Below are 13,526 nucleotides of genomic sequence, written 5' to 3'. Positions count from 1 at the left end.
TCGCGCTGCTCAGGACGACTCGGCGGGCAGATCAAGCTCCGGCAGTCGCCTGGTTACCTCATGTCGATCAAGCCTGTCCTGCACCGTCCACAATGTAACCAACGGGCGGTTATGCTCCGGGCAGATCGTGACGAAGGGCAGCGACCATATACCACGCAGTCCCGGCTCGGCTTCCAAGCAGTCGGGGCAACCGCGCACCTCCCTGCCGCCGACACTGGCAGCAGGAAAGCGATGACCCGCGAACCATGCCTCCCCATCGCTGGTCCTGGGTGTGCCCTGACGAAGCGCGGCGACCGGAACACCGGAAAGCTCCGCCAATTGTGTGAGGGCAGCGCGTTCGCCAGCAATCAGGCTGTGTATCCCGATACCCATGTCGCGCAAGAATTCGCGCAAGGGAACTTGGTTTACCTGCGCCAAGCGCGACGCCAAGGAAGTCGCAGTTTCGCCAGGTATGGAATGAACGGAAAGAGGAAGTCGGGCCATCCATCCCGGATAGCCATTCATACCGCCGCCCGCCACCTCTCACATGCCTTTTAAGGTCAGTCTACCTTGCAACGCACGATGGCCCGCAGACATCGCATGACGAACGCTGAGGGACGAAGCCGTCATTCAGCTTTTAGGTGATCCATGACGAAAGCAACCCGTTCCTCGACTGACGCCTTGGGCAGCTCGACAAGTTGGTAGCCGAAGCGGGCGTAAGTATCAGCCATGACCCGGCCGGTTGCTTCGGCTTCCTCTTGATCCTGCCTTCTTTCGGCGTCCTGCCCGAAAATGGCCTCCCAGTATGGGGCAATGAAGACCGTTCTGTTGTAGCGATATGTCTCCGCGGCAGCCTCCACATGGATGGGAACCCGAAGGCCACATAGCGTCAGATAGCCGACGACATCGGGGACTCCTCTGTCCATAAGCACCGGCTTTTCGAAAGCCGCAGCTTCATGCCACGAACGCAGCTCCCATCCGAGCATGAGTTCGGCAAACGTGGCTTTGTCTGCCCACGGCAAGGCGGTTCCGCCGATCTGAACCTGATCGCGAATGATCGCCCGCCCGGCCTCGGGCATGGACGCAAATCCCCTATCATGCAGGGCGTCGATCAAAGTGCTCTTGCCGGAACCGGGGCCACCAGTCACGACGAACATATGGTCACACATGTGCCATCCTTGCTTTCCAATGGGGGGATGACGCGCAGATGATCGACCATACAGGTCGTTCTTGATGCGCGTAACTATAGGCTAGCGTCAGTAGCGAAGGTCAGCAATGGGCTCTGCACGTCGATCATGGGACATTCCGGACGTTCGCTGCGACCCAGCGTCGCTCGGAGCTTCTTCGCTGAAAAGACCAGATGTTTCGGGCCTGCCAGTCCTTGACTCTATCAGCGGATTTTTGCCCACTGGGAAAGCAGTGAGGGTGGAACGGTAGAGTGGCGGCAAGAAAAATTTCGAATGACGAAATCTCAATTTTTAAAGCTATGATAAGCCGGGAGATGAAGAACAAAGATATCCAGTTCTTTTTTAACCGTCCCGATCGACCTGTCAACTCCGGACGGATCACCGACATCGGAAATGGGAGATACAGTAATTCAGCGATCATCCCCGCGTTTCCAGCACGGATGGCTCCGCAACCCGGGCCAGCAACGCCGACCGCGCTGGAAACGCGGCCAACATTGCACTAACAATCAAAATGGACCCCCTAGTCACCTGCATCTAAATTTCGGCACATAGATTTTGCTGTGTTTTCTGGCAGAAGCGTTTGACCGACGCGAGGATTTCGTCGGCGGATTTGACCCATCGGTAGGGCTTGGGGTTCTCGTTGTGCGCGTCGATGAATGCGACAATGTCCGCCTCGAGGTCGGCGGTGGAGCGGTGGACGCCCCGTTGCAGTTGCTTGCGCGTCAGTTCTGCGAACCAGCGCTCCACCTGGTTGATCCAACTGGCTGAGGTGGGTGTGAAATGCACATGCCAATGCGGGCGCCGGGCGAGCCAGGCCTTGATCTTGGGTGTCTTGTGGGTGGCGTAGTTGTCCATCACCAGATGCACGTCCCGTCCTTGCGGCAAGGTTGCATCGATCCGCTTCAGGAAGTCGAGGAACGCGGTCGCCCGGTGCCGCTTGTAGCATTTGCCGATCACCGCCCCTGTGGCGATATCGAGTGCTGCAAACAGCGAGGTCGTACCGTGGCGGATATAGCTGTGGGTTCTCCGCTCGGCGACACCCGGCGCCATCGGCAACACCGGCTGTTCCCGATCCAGCGCCTGAATCTGGGATTTTTCGTCCACGCACAGCACGATGGCCCGGTTCGGTGGGGCCATGTAAAGGCCGACGATATCCTGCACCTTGTCGACGAACAGCGGATCGGTCGAGAGCTTGAACGTCTCGCTGCGATGCGGTTGCAGGCCGAAGGCGGCCCAGATCCGGCGGATGGTGGTATGCGACAGGCCCGTCGCCACAGCCATCGAGCGGATCGACCAATGGGTGGCGTCCTTCGGCGTGGTGTTCAGTGTCCGCTCGATCACCTCGGCTACCTGATCGTCCGACACCGTGCGGGGCCGACCAGGACGATATTCGTCGGTCAGCCCCTCGATCCGGTCCCTGACGGACCGTCTGCGCCACTTGCCGACAGTATGCTCATGCACTCCGAGCCGCGCGCCGACCTCCTTGCTTTGCAGCCCTTCCGCACAGAGCAGGATTATCCGGCACCGGTCCGACAGCGAACGCGCCGCCTTGTGCCGTCGAACCTGAGCCTCCAGAAACCCGCGCTCCGCGGCGCTCAGAACCACCTCGTCCGCCACCCGGCCTACCATAGCATCCTCCGAAACCGCTCGGATCAATGATACGGACGACAGTTCCGGGGGAATAGTGGGGGCTGATCAATGGACCGATGAGCGATGAAATGCTCGTTAGCATGTTCGTGAAAGGGGCGGACGACAAATGGCGATTCCATCTCGGCGAAACCGAAAGGCACGAGTGCAAGGAAGGTTTTGGGTTCCGGCACTCTGAAAAATGGCTTCGTGCGGTAGCGGCCTTGGCCAATAACGAGGGAGGTTACGTTGTTCTTGGCGTCAAGGACAAGTCATTGACTAACGGAATCATCGATTCTGATAGCTATCTGGCAAAAGGAATGTCATCGAGCGAATTCGAGAACGCGGATCCGGCAGACTTTTCGATGAAGTTGAAATCGACGTTTGATCCAACGCCACGCATCGAGACGAAATGTATCCACCTTGATGGAGCTAAGATCGGCATCATTTACGTGCATAAGCACCCCGGTCGACCGGTCATCACGACGAAAGGCGAAGGAAGGATTTCCGAAGGAGACATATTCTTTCGATATCCAGGACAATCTTCTAGAATAAAATACAGCGATTTGCAAACAATCCTCGAGGATCGGGACAGGCGGGTTCGCGAGCAGATGCTGCCACTGGTGGAGGAACTTATTAAGCTTGGTCCAAGAAATGCTATGATTGCCGATTTGTCCAAAGGTGAGCTTCGTGGCGACAACGGAACGATCCTAATTGGTGAGCATCTCGTAGAGAAGATCAAGTTCATTAAAGAGGGCGAATTTCGGGAAAAAGAGGGCGCTCCAGCCCTCATGCTGATCGGTGAAGTATCACCAGTGGGGGCAGGAACGGTCACTGTTCAAAAGACGTTTGTTACGGTCAACAGCATAATTGATGACTTTCTTGAACAGCAGACCCCGTTTGAACCAAGGGACTACATCCGCTGTGCGGTGGAGGCTGGTAATGGCGCTTGGCTGCCCATGCACTACTTCGCTCGGGGAGCAGGGCTGAATTCAAAACAAGTCGAATCGTTAGTTATGTCCTGCTCAGCGCCGTCCAGCCGAAGGGAAGTTAACCGCGACAGTTTTTTGGTGTCAAACCAGCATTTAGCCGAGCATCGGGTTAGGCAGGAGTTATCCTTAGCGAGATGCATTCGGGTAAAGTTCCGTCGGTCGCTGATGTGAAATCCGCGATTGACGTATCTCGAGCGATCGTTGGTGTGGAGGACAAGAGAAACGTCAACCTTCAAATGTTGCTGGAACTCCTAAACTCTGCGAAGGTGATCCTTCAGGACAGCGAAAAGAGTTCAGCCATGAGCGTTGTTCGCCGAGCTGTAGCGCGGGTCGATGAGCTATTTTTCTCATAGACTCTGCAGCAGGTTGACATGACCGTCTGCGCACAAAAGCCATCTGCTTTGAAGGCGAAACAGCGACCGTTTTTCATCACCACGGGGACCCACTCGGCGGGATCATGACTATCTCCAACAGCAGCGACTTCTTTTCGCAAGTTAAAAATAATCCTGAGAACTTCTATATTGTTCATTACTCATGTCAGAGCCTGAATGATGATAATGAGGGCTTGTCCCCTCGCATCACTTCTATAGGAGTAACTCACTTTGCAACCGAGCAGACGGTTAGTTTTTCGACCCATGCTATAGCCGAAGAAATGGGTATCGCTCGCGAGGATGTGCGGGGAAATTTTGATCGTGTCGAAGAAAAACTTCTTCGCGACTTCTATATCTTCATACGAGATCGGCGGGATAAGTTCTGGATTCACTGGCACATGCGAAACTTGACCTATGGCTTTGAACATCTTGAACATCGTTATCGCATATTGGGAGGAACAGATGCCGCAGTGATCCCCGTGGAGCGACGGATTAACTTGAACGACATGTTATCTAGAAAATATGGCTCAAGTTATGCCAAGCATCCGAAGATGAAGAGTCTAATGGAAATAAACGGAGGCGCTTGAGACCTTTGGGCCTTATATCGGCAAACCTTACCGTTTCGATGAAGCGGTCGAGGACGGCGTCGTGCTCGACCTGCGCTAGGAGGCGCGGGACATTGATCAGCGTATCACCTCGCCCGACAAGATCGACGCCTGGTTCGAGGCCAAGACCAAGAACCTGACGCCCATCGCCAAGGCGACCCTGAAGCAGCGCTGGGGCACATTGCAACGCGTGCTGTCAAGCAAGGATCGCCTAGAGCAGATCGCCAGCGACATTATCATGGATATGGAGTTGAAGCCGCGCCTAAAGGCTGGTCGCGGGAACGCAATGCTGGTTGCTGGGTCAATCCCCGAAGCATGCAGGTTCTTCGAGATTTTCAGCAAGTCTGGCTCCACCCTCGCCAGCAAATGCGCCATCGTGACCTCCTATAAGCGGGCCGCGCCGGAACTGACCGGCGAAGAGACCGGCATGGGAGAAACCGAAAAGCAGTATGTGCATCGGGTTTATGACGACCTGCTAGGGGACAAGAGCGAAGAGGATTACGAGGAAGAGGCACTGCGCCTGTTCAAGAATGAACCGGGTCAGATGAAGCTTCTGATCGTGGTGAGCCTATGCGAACGTCGCATCCGAGCCTGATGCCTCCAGGTTCAACGAACTGGAAATGGGCGAAATGCGCAAAGAAGTAGAGCGCGCAATCAGCATTCGGGACGAGGTCCGCCTGCATAGTGGCGATGCTGTCGATCTAAAACTTTACGAGCCCGCGGTGCGGCATCTCATCGATACCTATATCCGTGCGGACGATTCCAAGACGATCTCTCACCTGGACGATATTAGCCTGATCGACCTAGTCCTGAGCAAGGGCGCGGATGCCGCCAACGACCTGCCTGCCGGCACCAACCGAAATCGGAACAACGTCGCCGAGGCCATCGAGAACAACGTCCGCCGCCTCATCATTGACGAAACCCCGGTCAACCCGCGCTTCTACGAGCAAATGTCTCAGCTGTTGACGGACCTTGTCACGCAGCGCCGCAACGATGCCATCGAATACGCCGAATACCTGAAACGCATCGCCGAACTCGTGAAGCAGGCCAAATCTGGCCATGGGGCGGACTACCCCGCGAGCATCAAGTCGGCGGGCCAGAAGGCGTTGTTCGACAACTTGAATACCGATGAGGAGCTTGCGTTGCGCGTCGATCAGGCGGTGCGCGATGTCGCGCCAGATGGCTGGCGCGGCCACATGATGAAGGAAAAGAAAGTCCGGCGTGCGGTGGAGACTGAACTGCCAGGCGCCGAAACCCTCGTCGACAGCATCATGGCAATTTTGAAGAACCATAGTGAATACTGAGCACCATATGATCGGCGGCATCGATGTCGAGGTGCATTGGAAAAGCATCAAGAACCTGCACGTTGGCGTCTACCCACCTGATGGCCGCGTCCGCGTTGCCGCTCCGACGGCCGTGAGCCTGGATGCTGTCAGGCGTGCTGTCCTGACACGAATGGCATGGGTGCGGCGGCAGCAAGCGCGGTTCTTGACCCAGGAAAGGCAATCCAAGCGCCTCTATCGGAGCGGCGAAACGCATTATGTCTGGGGGCGCCCACTGCGCCTGGAGGTCGTCGAATGGAATAGGCGAAAGCATAAGATTGCTGTTCTGGGGAATGATCGCCTGTCGATGAACTCCCCCTTGAACAGTAGTCGTGATCAACGCGCCACATGGATGGCCGCTTGGCGACGGGCAGAGTTGCGGATGGTTTCGGCCCCTAGGTCATGTTGACAAATGGCGGAGCCAGAGGCGGATCGACGTGATGTCGATGAAGCCCAGGAAGCTTTCGGCGGTCTTGTCGTAGCGGGTGGCGACGCGACGGGCATTCTTGAGCTTGTTGAAGCACCGCTCAACGAGATTGCGCAGGCGGTAGAGCCTGCGGTCAACGGCGACCCGTAGCTTCCGGGTTTTGCGCATGGGGATGACCGGCACCACGTCGCGCACCTCCATGGTCTTGCGGATGTTGTCGGAGTCGTAGCCGCGGTCTGCGAGCAGAACGCTTGGCTCGGGCAGGTTGTCAGCCATGACCAGATCGAAGCCGAGGTAGTCCGATGTCTGCCCGGCCGTGATCTCGGTTCTCATGGGCAGGCCTGCCGCATTGACCCGCAGATGGATCTTGGTCGTGAAGCCACCTCGCGAGCGGCCGAAACCTTGGCGCGGAGTCCCCCTTTTGCGCCCGCTGCCTGATGATGAGCGCGAACCACGGTGCTGTCGATCATCTGCAGCGCATCCGGCACGATCCGGCTCTCGTTCAGCGCCTCCAGGATCTGTTCCCACAGCCCCGCCAACGTCCAGCGCCGGAACTGCCGATAGACAGACGACCATTTGCCGAACTCTTCCGGCAGGTCGCGCCAGGGCGACCCCGTTCGGGCGATCCAGAAAATCCCATCCAGAACAAGCCGATGGTTCGTGGGCTTGCGGCCGTTCGGAGAACGGACAGCCAGGATGAAGCGTTCAAAGAACGCCCACTCGTCGTTCGACATCAGGTTTCGTGCCACGCTGGTCTCCATTGCAGATACCAGCTTGAATCACGATCACCGCGCCCGGTGAATCCCTTTTGTCAACACGCCCTAAAGTCCAGAAATGGTCCGAGATCCTAGGTGTGACGCCATCGAAATGGGGCAGTTGCAACGCTGCCAAGGGCATCGTCTGGCTAAACACGGAACTGTCCGCAAAGCCCATAAATGCCACTGATTATGTTATTCTGCACGAACTCGCGCATCTGATTTCTGATCGGCATGATGATCAATTCGTCGCAGTTCTCAATCAACATATGCCGTAATGGAGAACCATTCGGAGCGATCTTAACTTATTCCCTCTTGCGGCGTGGGACACATAGTCGCCAAAACATACATGTCTCAAATCCAAATAATTAAAAGGACGCCAATGCCCCACCTTTCTATCAAAAATAGCGATGCTTCCAATCGTTTGAATAATTGTATTTTGACCTGCAACAAATCAGGGTATCCGAGCGTAGTCTGCAAGCGATACACTAAATATACTGACATCGATGTGATGTTTGATCTAGCGAACAGTTTCAGTCTAAGCCCCTACGAGGCAAGGTCCAAAGAGATATTGAACTCCGTTTCTACTATAGTAGAAAAGCACACTTCGCTTAGGGGGCGAGATAGTATTTCTCTATTTGATGTCCATATCGAGAAGCGTGACATCCTAGTCGCTGAAGCGCTACCCGCAGAACTTCATGATTACTATATGCATCTGGTTAACAGCATCAATAATCAGTCGGCATGACACATGCGCGGCTAGTTCTTCTTTGAAAAGGCCGCGCCCAATCGGAACGCATTAATAATCTTATTTGGCTAGATTAAAAATATATGCCGTTTATGGCAGGAGGATTTCACGGCGGTATTTTCATGGGACAGACCAAGCCCATACCGCGGCTCGGCTCCCTCCACTCCAGAGCCATCGTGTGTAAGCGCCAAGCTTGGCCGCAGGACCCTTGTCGAAACCGAAGCTCCGCAGCTAGAAAACTCGCATAGAAGACGGGGAACGATTGTGACCGAACGTAACGACATATCGGACCTTCTGGCCTTCATTGGCCGCGAAGGCGACTGGCGGGAACGGCTGCAGGATGTAGTCGCGGAACACCTACTGCCTGCGCTCGAGGAATTCGAGATCGATCAGGACGGCTTGGCCGATTTGTTGGGTGAGCAATGGTCAGGCGTGCTTTGGGGATGCGGGTTCGAGGACTTCCTTGGCCAGCGCTATGAGGACGGCAACATCGTCGATCTTTACCTAAAGCGGCGCGGCTGGAAGGAGACCGCCCTCAATCGGGAATATTTCGCCGCGCTGCGGGATACGCCGGTCAGCCTCTATGAGGTGAGTGATGTCCAGCCCGGCACCTCCATGGTGTTGCGTGATTTACTATCGGATGCCGCACCGATCACGGTGCGCGAGAATTCCGCCACGCGCACCCTGAAGCAATGGGACCGTATAACCGTGCGGGTGGTCCCCGAACGCGACCATCACATCATCTCGGGGGCTCTCCTGCCTTTCCGTGCCGAGGCCGTGGACTTCCTTTTTGCGGGGCCGCGCGATACCCTGAAACTGAAGAAGCGCGAAGCGCTGCGGCTCAACCGCGACCAGCTGATGGGCTGCGCGCCCATCTTCACCGCCGCTTGGCTGTTCGTCGAGATCGACCGCGCCCTTACCCCAATCGAGCCGCAGTTCACCAATTCGGACGGCGACGATGTCCTGTTCCACGACATGCGTTTCCCGCTCGCCAACGACGTAACGCAGAAGGTGGTGGCGGAGCAGCTGGACCGGGTGAGGGATTTCCTGCCCGAGGGACCGAAGTTCTGGAACTGGCTGGCACCAAAGAAGAAGCAAAGCAGCAAAGCGGGCGGCGGCATCATGTTAGACATGCAGATGGAGAGGGCGGCCGTCTTGGGCTCTTTGGAACTGAAGGGGAAGACGCTGCTCGTCAGCGTCAATTCGGCCGAGCGTGCGGCCAAGGTCGAGGCGTTGATCAGCGCGACCGCTGGTGATCTGTTGAAATCGCCGCTGACCACGATCCGGACGGTGGATCAGATGCGGGCCGACCAACGGAGTGAAGAGCCGCGCGAAGGCGCTGATGAAATCCCCCCCGACATTGCGCGCCAGCTGATGCAGGATCACTTGGACAAGCACTACCGTGAAACGCTGGACGCGCCCATCCCGGCACTGGGAGGCAAGTCGCCGCGGCAGGCGGCGCGCACGGCAGACGGCCGTGAGGAGGTGATCGAATGGCTGAAGATGCTGGAGAACCGCAGCGCCACGAATCGCGAGGGTCCGATTGCCGAATATGATTTTGGCTGGATGTGGGTCGAGCTTGGGCTTCAGGATCATCGGAAATGATACCCGGTAGCCGGGATCTACACCGTGCATTTCGGGCTTTTTTCGTCACCCCTCAATAATCCATACCCGCAGGGCACCCTCTGCGCGAGGAGGCGCACTTTCTCGCATGTAGATCATGTAGTTAAGTCTGAGCACGCTTTTGATTTCTTGCGCACCCTTTTGCTTTCATCGGTGAACGACGCATAGGAGAAAGGCTTGAATCGAAATAGTCTTTCGATTCGGCGAATCGGGGATCAAACGCCTTTTGCGCATGCTTTTCCTTTTCTTGGCAAGAAGCCAGAAAAAGGAATGGAGTGCGCAAGCCCGGTCAAGAAAAATCGACGCCGGGCTGGCGATAATTCGGTTACTTGCTGAATCTGCAGGGTTTCATAGCCCTGTCGAAGCCACATCATGCAAGAGCGGATCGGTTTCGCTCTTGCGATAGATGCGCAGGCACCCGTCGACCGGCGCGATGCCGAAGCCATCCAGTCGCTGGTTGAGCCCGTCCCAAGACAGCCTATGTGCCAGAGCAAGCCGGCGAAAGCTGACGAAATTCTCATGAAAGGCTGCGACCTGCTCTGGGGTCAGCATGATCGGATCCTTACACCCGGTCTCGCGTTTGGCAATTTCAGCGGGCGAAGGGCCCTTCCTGAAAAAGCTCAGCATTTCGCTGAACGACAGCCCTTGAGACAGGGCAAAGGTTTCGGCAGAAATCTCATCCCCGTCGAGGCCGGAAATACTCACAAGGATCGACGCAAATCCCGACCGCTTCAGATGCCGGCCGATCCATGTCAGTCGCCCGTCCTTAATCCTCTCGACGAGCTCCCCTGACGAACATCCCAAGTGAACCGCCGCCTGTTCGAGAGGCATCCATTCCGGCGCCAGACGTCCAACCTGCTGTGCCCCCCGCAACAGCCGTTCGACGATCGCCTGCCCCGCGAGCAGATTCCGGCCCGCACCATGCTGACAGCACACCGCGCCAAAGAAGCCGCAATCGCGCATAAACTGGAACAAGCGGCTGCTCATGTATAGGTCTCATTGCAGGGCTACGATCTCTATAACAGATTGAAATCAATATGCCTTGACCCTAAAATGCTTCTACTTGCCCCATCCAGAGCACGCGGGCATCCCCCAAGACACTCGATGTAGGCGAATAATGTTCGAGGCGAGTCGGACCTATGAATAAATCTCTTATTACTTCGGACCAGAAGCCCGTTTCTCTTGTTATACTCGGGCCGCATCGCTGCGGAACCTCAGCGTTGTCGGGCGTGCTCAAGCACTTAGGTGCAGATATCCCAGAGACCCTGATGCCGGCAAGCGGTGATAATCCACTCGGATACTTTGAATCTCTGCGCGTGATGGCCTTCAACGACAAGCTGCTCAAAGCGCTTGGATCGAACTGGAAAGACCTTTCACCACTCGACCTCGGTAGCTTCGCCCCCCAAGTGTTCGAGAGCTTCATATCCGAAGCGGTAGAGATACTGCACGAAGAATTTTCTGCAGCCCGGCTCCCGCTTCTGAAGGATCCTCGAATTTGTCGCCTCGCCGGGTTCTGGGATGAGGCATTTATCCGTCTGGGCTATCAACCCCTCTACATCCACACTCACCGGAATCCGCTTGAAACCGCCGACTCCCTGAAAAAGCGCGATGGAATTCCAGTCGAGGTCGGATTATTGATCTGGTTGCGCCATGTGCTGGATGCTGAGGCCGCAACGCGCGGAAAGACGCGCGTTTTTACAAACTATAAGGCATTACTCGACGACTGGCATCCACAGGTCGCGCAGATTGAAAAAAGGCTCGGCCTGAGCTTCCATCGCAACAGCATCACCGTTCGTCAGGATATCGACAATTTTCTCAGCAATGTCCTACATCGCCAGCGCCGGGCTGAGGAAGATGTAAGCAGATCCATGCAGGTGGCCGATGTCGTGCGCGATGTGTTCCGAATTCTCGAAAACTGGACGAGTAACGCAGAGAACCCCTCTAATTATAACACACTGGATCACCTTCGTCGGCGTTTGGACGGCTCTCTCGATCAGGTTGCCATTTTCATGCGCGCGCAAGAGGAAGATCAGAAACGCCTTCATGAAAACCTGCGTGACCGCGAACGTGATCTTCACGCTTACGAGAAAAACGTCCAAGAACGGCTCGAAGAGATCACAAAGATCAGCGAGTTGCTGCTGGAAAGCCAGAAGCAACGCGAAGCAGAACAAAAAACCCATGCCGCGCAAATCGCAGCGCTCAACAGGATGCTGCTTGAGGTCCAAAGACAGCGGGATAAGGAAGTGCTTGCCCGTGCAAAAAGTGAGACGCATGTGCGGGCACTATTGTCCAGCACCTCATGGAGGATGACTGCCCCCATGCGACGAATGGCTACATTTTTGCGCCAGAACAAGAACCGGTTTTCCAATAGATGACGGTTGGCTATGAGATGTATGGCGTAGTCTGGAATAGCGCCTGGAACTGCAGGTCGAGCGCCACGCTTGCCAGCGCCCTCCGTTCGGCAAGAGACGCAGCCCACCCAGTCGCCAGAGCGGGGCGGTTCCATACGATGTCGCGTCGGCGAGGTTGCAGATATCGAGTTCCGGACTGGAGCGACGATCCTGTATGCGCGCCGAACTGGTCGGGCCATCCGGATGCCCCCATCATTGGGGCCATATGGAAAGGATGGTCCCGCATGATGTGAAAGCGCTTTCCGGAACGCAGCCAGTCATACACGGCATTCAGTTCCTGACCATTGAGCGGGCAATCGCGCAGCGGTTGCTTTCTCTGAATAGCCCCATGTTTCGTGGCCGCCTTCTTCGGTAATTTTGAGGCAAGGAGGCCATGATGGGCATCTGCCGACTGCCGCCCGCGCGGATGATCTGGTTCGGCAACTGCCCAAGCCGCTTGCGTTCGCGATCTGAGGCCAACTTCTCCTCATGGTCGCTTTTGAGGCCAAGCGCTGCCTGTGCGACCTCAAGCACCACCGGATAAAAAAGGCGAACCTGAAGTCGGCATGGTTGCGCGCCTGCACGGGCTTCGAAAGGCATTCTGCGTCTACTGGGCCGAAAAGGGTGCCACCACGCATCAAATTGCGGCGATGGCCGGTCACATGACCTTGGGTGAGGTCGAACGCTACACGCGCGCGGCTGATCGCCTGAAAATGGTCAAACTATTGGTGCAAGGATGATGAAACGGGACACGCAAGCCCAAGTTCGGGACACGCTTGAACAAGGTGCTGACTTGAATAACATTTCAGGCATTATTCCGAAAAATGGCGACCCCGGCAGGACTCGAACCTGCAACCTAGCGCTTAGAAGGCGCTTGCTCTATCCGGTTGAGCTACGGGGCCGTATGGCGACATGTCATGGCGCAGGATTGCGGCTGAATCAACCGCTCAATCCGAACCGCTCAGGTCAATCGTCATGAAGACGCTGTTCGGATCGGGCCGGTAATCGCCAAAGGCCGCGCAGTCGGCAAATCCCGCCCGCGCATAAAGCCCGCGCGCAGCGATGAACGTCGGCTGCACCCCCGTCTCAAGGCTAAGGCGCGACATGCCCTCGGCCCGGGCATGGGCGATCAGCGCATCGAGCATGCGACGCGAATGGCCCCGGCCACGCGCCTCGGCCAGCACATGCATGGACTTGATCTCGGCATGATCCGGGGAGATGCGCTTCAAGGCACCCATGCCAACGGGAACCCCAGCCTCGCGCAGCACGAAAAAGGCGATGTCAGGGCTTTCCAGATCGGCGCGCGGCAACATGTGGATCGATTCAGGCGGCGTGTCCGCATGCATGTCGGCAGTATGGCGCTGAAACAGCAGCGCCAGATCCTGACCCAAGGGGCTTTCCCGCCCAATCACCACCGCGTCGCCGTCCATCCTGTCGTCCCTTTTCGTCCGCGCGCCGGACCCTAGCAGCACCGCACCGGCTTGCGAAGCCCCCCATCGCC

The 13,526-nt window shown here is 56.6% G+C and carries 14 protein-coding genes, 1 tRNA gene and 1 pseudogene; 9 read left to right on the top strand and 7 right to left on the bottom strand.

Annotated features, from left to right (window positions below; translation table 11 throughout):
* Nucleotides 1-9: 9 nt before the first annotated feature.
* The 3 genes from JWJ88_RS04505 to JWJ88_RS04495 all read right to left on the bottom strand — a co-directional run bounded on the left by JWJ88_RS04505 (nucleotide 10) and on the right by JWJ88_RS04495 (nucleotide 2,795).
* Nucleotides 10-504, bottom strand: a complete 495-nt coding sequence (locus JWJ88_RS04505) for a TniQ family protein (RefSeq protein WP_205294908.1) — start codon at nucleotides 502-504, stop codon at nucleotides 10-12.
* Nucleotides 505-605: 101 nt separating this feature from the next.
* Nucleotides 606-1,148 carry an AAA family ATPase gene (locus tag JWJ88_RS04500; RefSeq protein ID WP_205294907.1) on the bottom strand — a complete coding sequence of 181 codons (543 nt, stop codon included), beginning with the start codon at nucleotides 1,146-1,148 and terminating at the stop codon, nucleotides 606-608.
* Between the two features lie 552 nt (nucleotides 1,149-1,700).
* Nucleotides 1,701-2,795, bottom strand: a complete 1,095-nt coding sequence (locus JWJ88_RS04495; RefSeq protein WP_205294258.1) for an IS630 family transposase — start codon at nucleotides 2,793-2,795, stop codon at nucleotides 1,701-1,703.
* 77 nt (nucleotides 2,796-2,872) lie between these two features.
* Between JWJ88_RS04495 and JWJ88_RS04490 the strand changes: the two genes are divergently transcribed.
* From JWJ88_RS04490 to JWJ88_RS04470, 5 genes are all read left to right on the top strand, one after another.
* Complete coding sequence (locus tag JWJ88_RS04490; protein ID WP_205294906.1) at nucleotides 2,873-3,955, top strand: ATP-binding protein; 1,083 nt, start codon at nucleotides 2,873-2,875, stop codon at nucleotides 3,953-3,955.
* A gap of 286 nt (nucleotides 3,956-4,241) precedes the next feature.
* The gene (locus JWJ88_RS04485; protein WP_205294905.1) at nucleotides 4,242-4,742 is read left to right on the top strand and encodes a hypothetical protein; all 501 of its coding nucleotides are present in this window, start codon (nucleotides 4,242-4,244) and stop codon (nucleotides 4,740-4,742) included.
* A 208-nt stretch (nucleotides 4,743-4,950) separates the two neighbouring features.
* On the top strand, nucleotides 4,951-5,355 hold the full coding sequence (locus JWJ88_RS04480) for a type I restriction enzyme subunit R domain-containing protein (protein ID WP_407673900.1): 405 nt from the start codon (nucleotides 4,951-4,953) through the stop codon (nucleotides 5,353-5,355).
* A gap of 25 nt (nucleotides 5,356-5,380) precedes the next feature.
* Nucleotides 5,381-6,064 (top strand): hypothetical protein, encoded by a 684-nt coding sequence (locus JWJ88_RS04475; RefSeq protein ID WP_205294903.1) that lies wholly within the window; start codon nucleotides 5,381-5,383, stop codon nucleotides 6,062-6,064.
* Between the two features lie 7 nt (nucleotides 6,065-6,071).
* Nucleotides 6,072-6,491: a YgjP-like metallopeptidase domain-containing protein gene (locus JWJ88_RS04470; RefSeq protein ID WP_240200197.1), complete on the top strand. Its 420-nt coding sequence runs from the start codon at nucleotides 6,072-6,074 to the stop codon at nucleotides 6,489-6,491.
* On the opposite strand, the pseudogene JWJ88_RS04465 reads toward JWJ88_RS04470, so the two are convergent.
* Nucleotides 6,483-7,243, bottom strand: a pseudogene (locus JWJ88_RS04465) (IS5 family transposase). The gene JWJ88_RS04470 and the pseudogene JWJ88_RS04465 overlap by 9 nt on opposite strands.
* 119 nt (nucleotides 7,244-7,362) lie before the next feature.
* On the opposite strand from JWJ88_RS04465, the gene JWJ88_RS22110 reads away from it, so the two are divergent.
* Nucleotides 7,363-7,542, top strand: coding sequence for a M48 metallopeptidase family protein (locus tag JWJ88_RS22110; RefSeq protein ID WP_205294901.1), 180 nt, complete (start codon nucleotides 7,363-7,365; stop codon nucleotides 7,540-7,542).
* A 734-nt stretch (nucleotides 7,543-8,276) separates the two neighbouring features.
* Nucleotides 8,277-9,617 carry a hypothetical protein gene (locus tag JWJ88_RS04455; RefSeq protein ID WP_205294900.1) on the top strand — a complete coding sequence of 447 codons (1,341 nt, stop codon included), beginning with the start codon at nucleotides 8,277-8,279 and terminating at the stop codon, nucleotides 9,615-9,617.
* 366 nt (nucleotides 9,618-9,983) lie between these two features.
* On the opposite strand, the gene JWJ88_RS04450 is transcribed toward JWJ88_RS04455, so the two are convergent.
* The gene (locus JWJ88_RS04450) at nucleotides 9,984-10,622 is read right to left on the bottom strand and encodes a hypothetical protein (protein ID WP_205294899.1); all 639 of its coding nucleotides are present in this window, start codon (nucleotides 10,620-10,622) and stop codon (nucleotides 9,984-9,986) included.
* 152 nt (nucleotides 10,623-10,774) lie between these two features.
* On the opposite strand from JWJ88_RS04450, the gene JWJ88_RS04445 reads away from it, so the two are divergent.
* Nucleotides 10,775-12,010 (top strand): sulfotransferase family protein, encoded by a 1,236-nt coding sequence (locus tag JWJ88_RS04445; protein ID WP_205294898.1) that lies wholly within the window; start codon nucleotides 10,775-10,777, stop codon nucleotides 12,008-12,010.
* Between the two features lie 581 nt (nucleotides 12,011-12,591).
* Nucleotides 12,592-12,765, top strand: a complete 174-nt coding sequence (locus tag JWJ88_RS04440) for a hypothetical protein (protein ID WP_205294897.1) — start codon at nucleotides 12,592-12,594, stop codon at nucleotides 12,763-12,765.
* Nucleotides 12,766-12,850: 85 nt separating this feature from the next.
* Here the strand turns inward: JWJ88_RS04440 and JWJ88_RS04435 are convergent.
* Nucleotides 12,851-12,927 (bottom strand) — tRNA-Arg (locus JWJ88_RS04435).
* Nucleotides 12,928-12,972: 45 nt separating this feature from the next.
* On the bottom strand, nucleotides 12,973-13,455 hold the full coding sequence (locus tag JWJ88_RS04430; protein WP_205294896.1) for a GNAT family N-acetyltransferase: 483 nt from the start codon (nucleotides 13,453-13,455) through the stop codon (nucleotides 12,973-12,975).
* Nucleotides 13,456-13,526 lie beyond the last annotated feature (71 nt).

The sequence above is a fragment of the Paracoccus methylovorus genome (genome assembly GCF_016919705.1).
In the GTDB taxonomy this organism is placed as follows: Bacteria; Pseudomonadota; Alphaproteobacteria; order Rhodobacterales; family Rhodobacteraceae; genus Paracoccus; species Paracoccus methylovorus.
Note: the sequence above shows the minus strand (reverse complement) of the source record. Positions and strands in the feature narration are given on the sequence as shown.

What these genes read in the sequence shown, in the direction of transcription:
- JWJ88_RS04505 (WP_205294908.1), bottom strand. Translation starts at nt 504, where the DNA reads ATGAATGGCTATCCGGGATGGATGGCCCGACTTCCTCTTTCCGTTCAT.
- JWJ88_RS04500 (WP_205294907.1), bottom strand. Translation starts at nt 1,148, where the DNA reads ATGTGTGACCATATGTTCGTCGTGACTGGTGGCCCCGGTTCCGGCAAG.
- JWJ88_RS04495 (WP_205294258.1), bottom strand. Translation starts at nt 2,795, where the DNA reads ATGGTAGGCCGGGTGGCGGACGAGGTGGTTCTGAGCGCCGCGGAGCGC.
- JWJ88_RS04490 (WP_205294906.1), top strand. Translation starts at nt 2,873, where the DNA reads ATGAGCGATGAAATGCTCGTTAGCATGTTCGTGAAAGGGGCGGACGAC.
- JWJ88_RS04485 (WP_205294905.1), top strand. Translation starts at nt 4,242, where the DNA reads ATGACTATCTCCAACAGCAGCGACTTCTTTTCGCAAGTTAAAAATAAT.
- JWJ88_RS04475 (WP_205294903.1), top strand. Translation starts at nt 5,381, where the DNA reads ATGGGCGAAATGCGCAAAGAAGTAGAGCGCGCAATCAGCATTCGGGAC.
- JWJ88_RS04470 (WP_240200197.1), top strand. Translation starts at nt 6,072, where the DNA reads ATGATCGGCGGCATCGATGTCGAGGTGCATTGGAAAAGCATCAAGAAC.
- JWJ88_RS04450 (WP_205294899.1), bottom strand. Translation starts at nt 10,622, where the DNA reads ATGAGCAGCCGCTTGTTCCAGTTTATGCGCGATTGCGGCTTCTTTGGC.
- JWJ88_RS04445 (WP_205294898.1), top strand. Translation starts at nt 10,775, where the DNA reads ATGAATAAATCTCTTATTACTTCGGACCAGAAGCCCGTTTCTCTTGTT.
- JWJ88_RS04440 (WP_205294897.1), top strand. Translation starts at nt 12,592, where the DNA reads ATGGTTGCGCGCCTGCACGGGCTTCGAAAGGCATTCTGCGTCTACTGG.
- JWJ88_RS04430 (WP_205294896.1), bottom strand. Translation starts at nt 13,455, where the DNA reads ATGGACGGCGACGCGGTGGTGATTGGGCGGGAAAGCCCCTTGGGTCAG.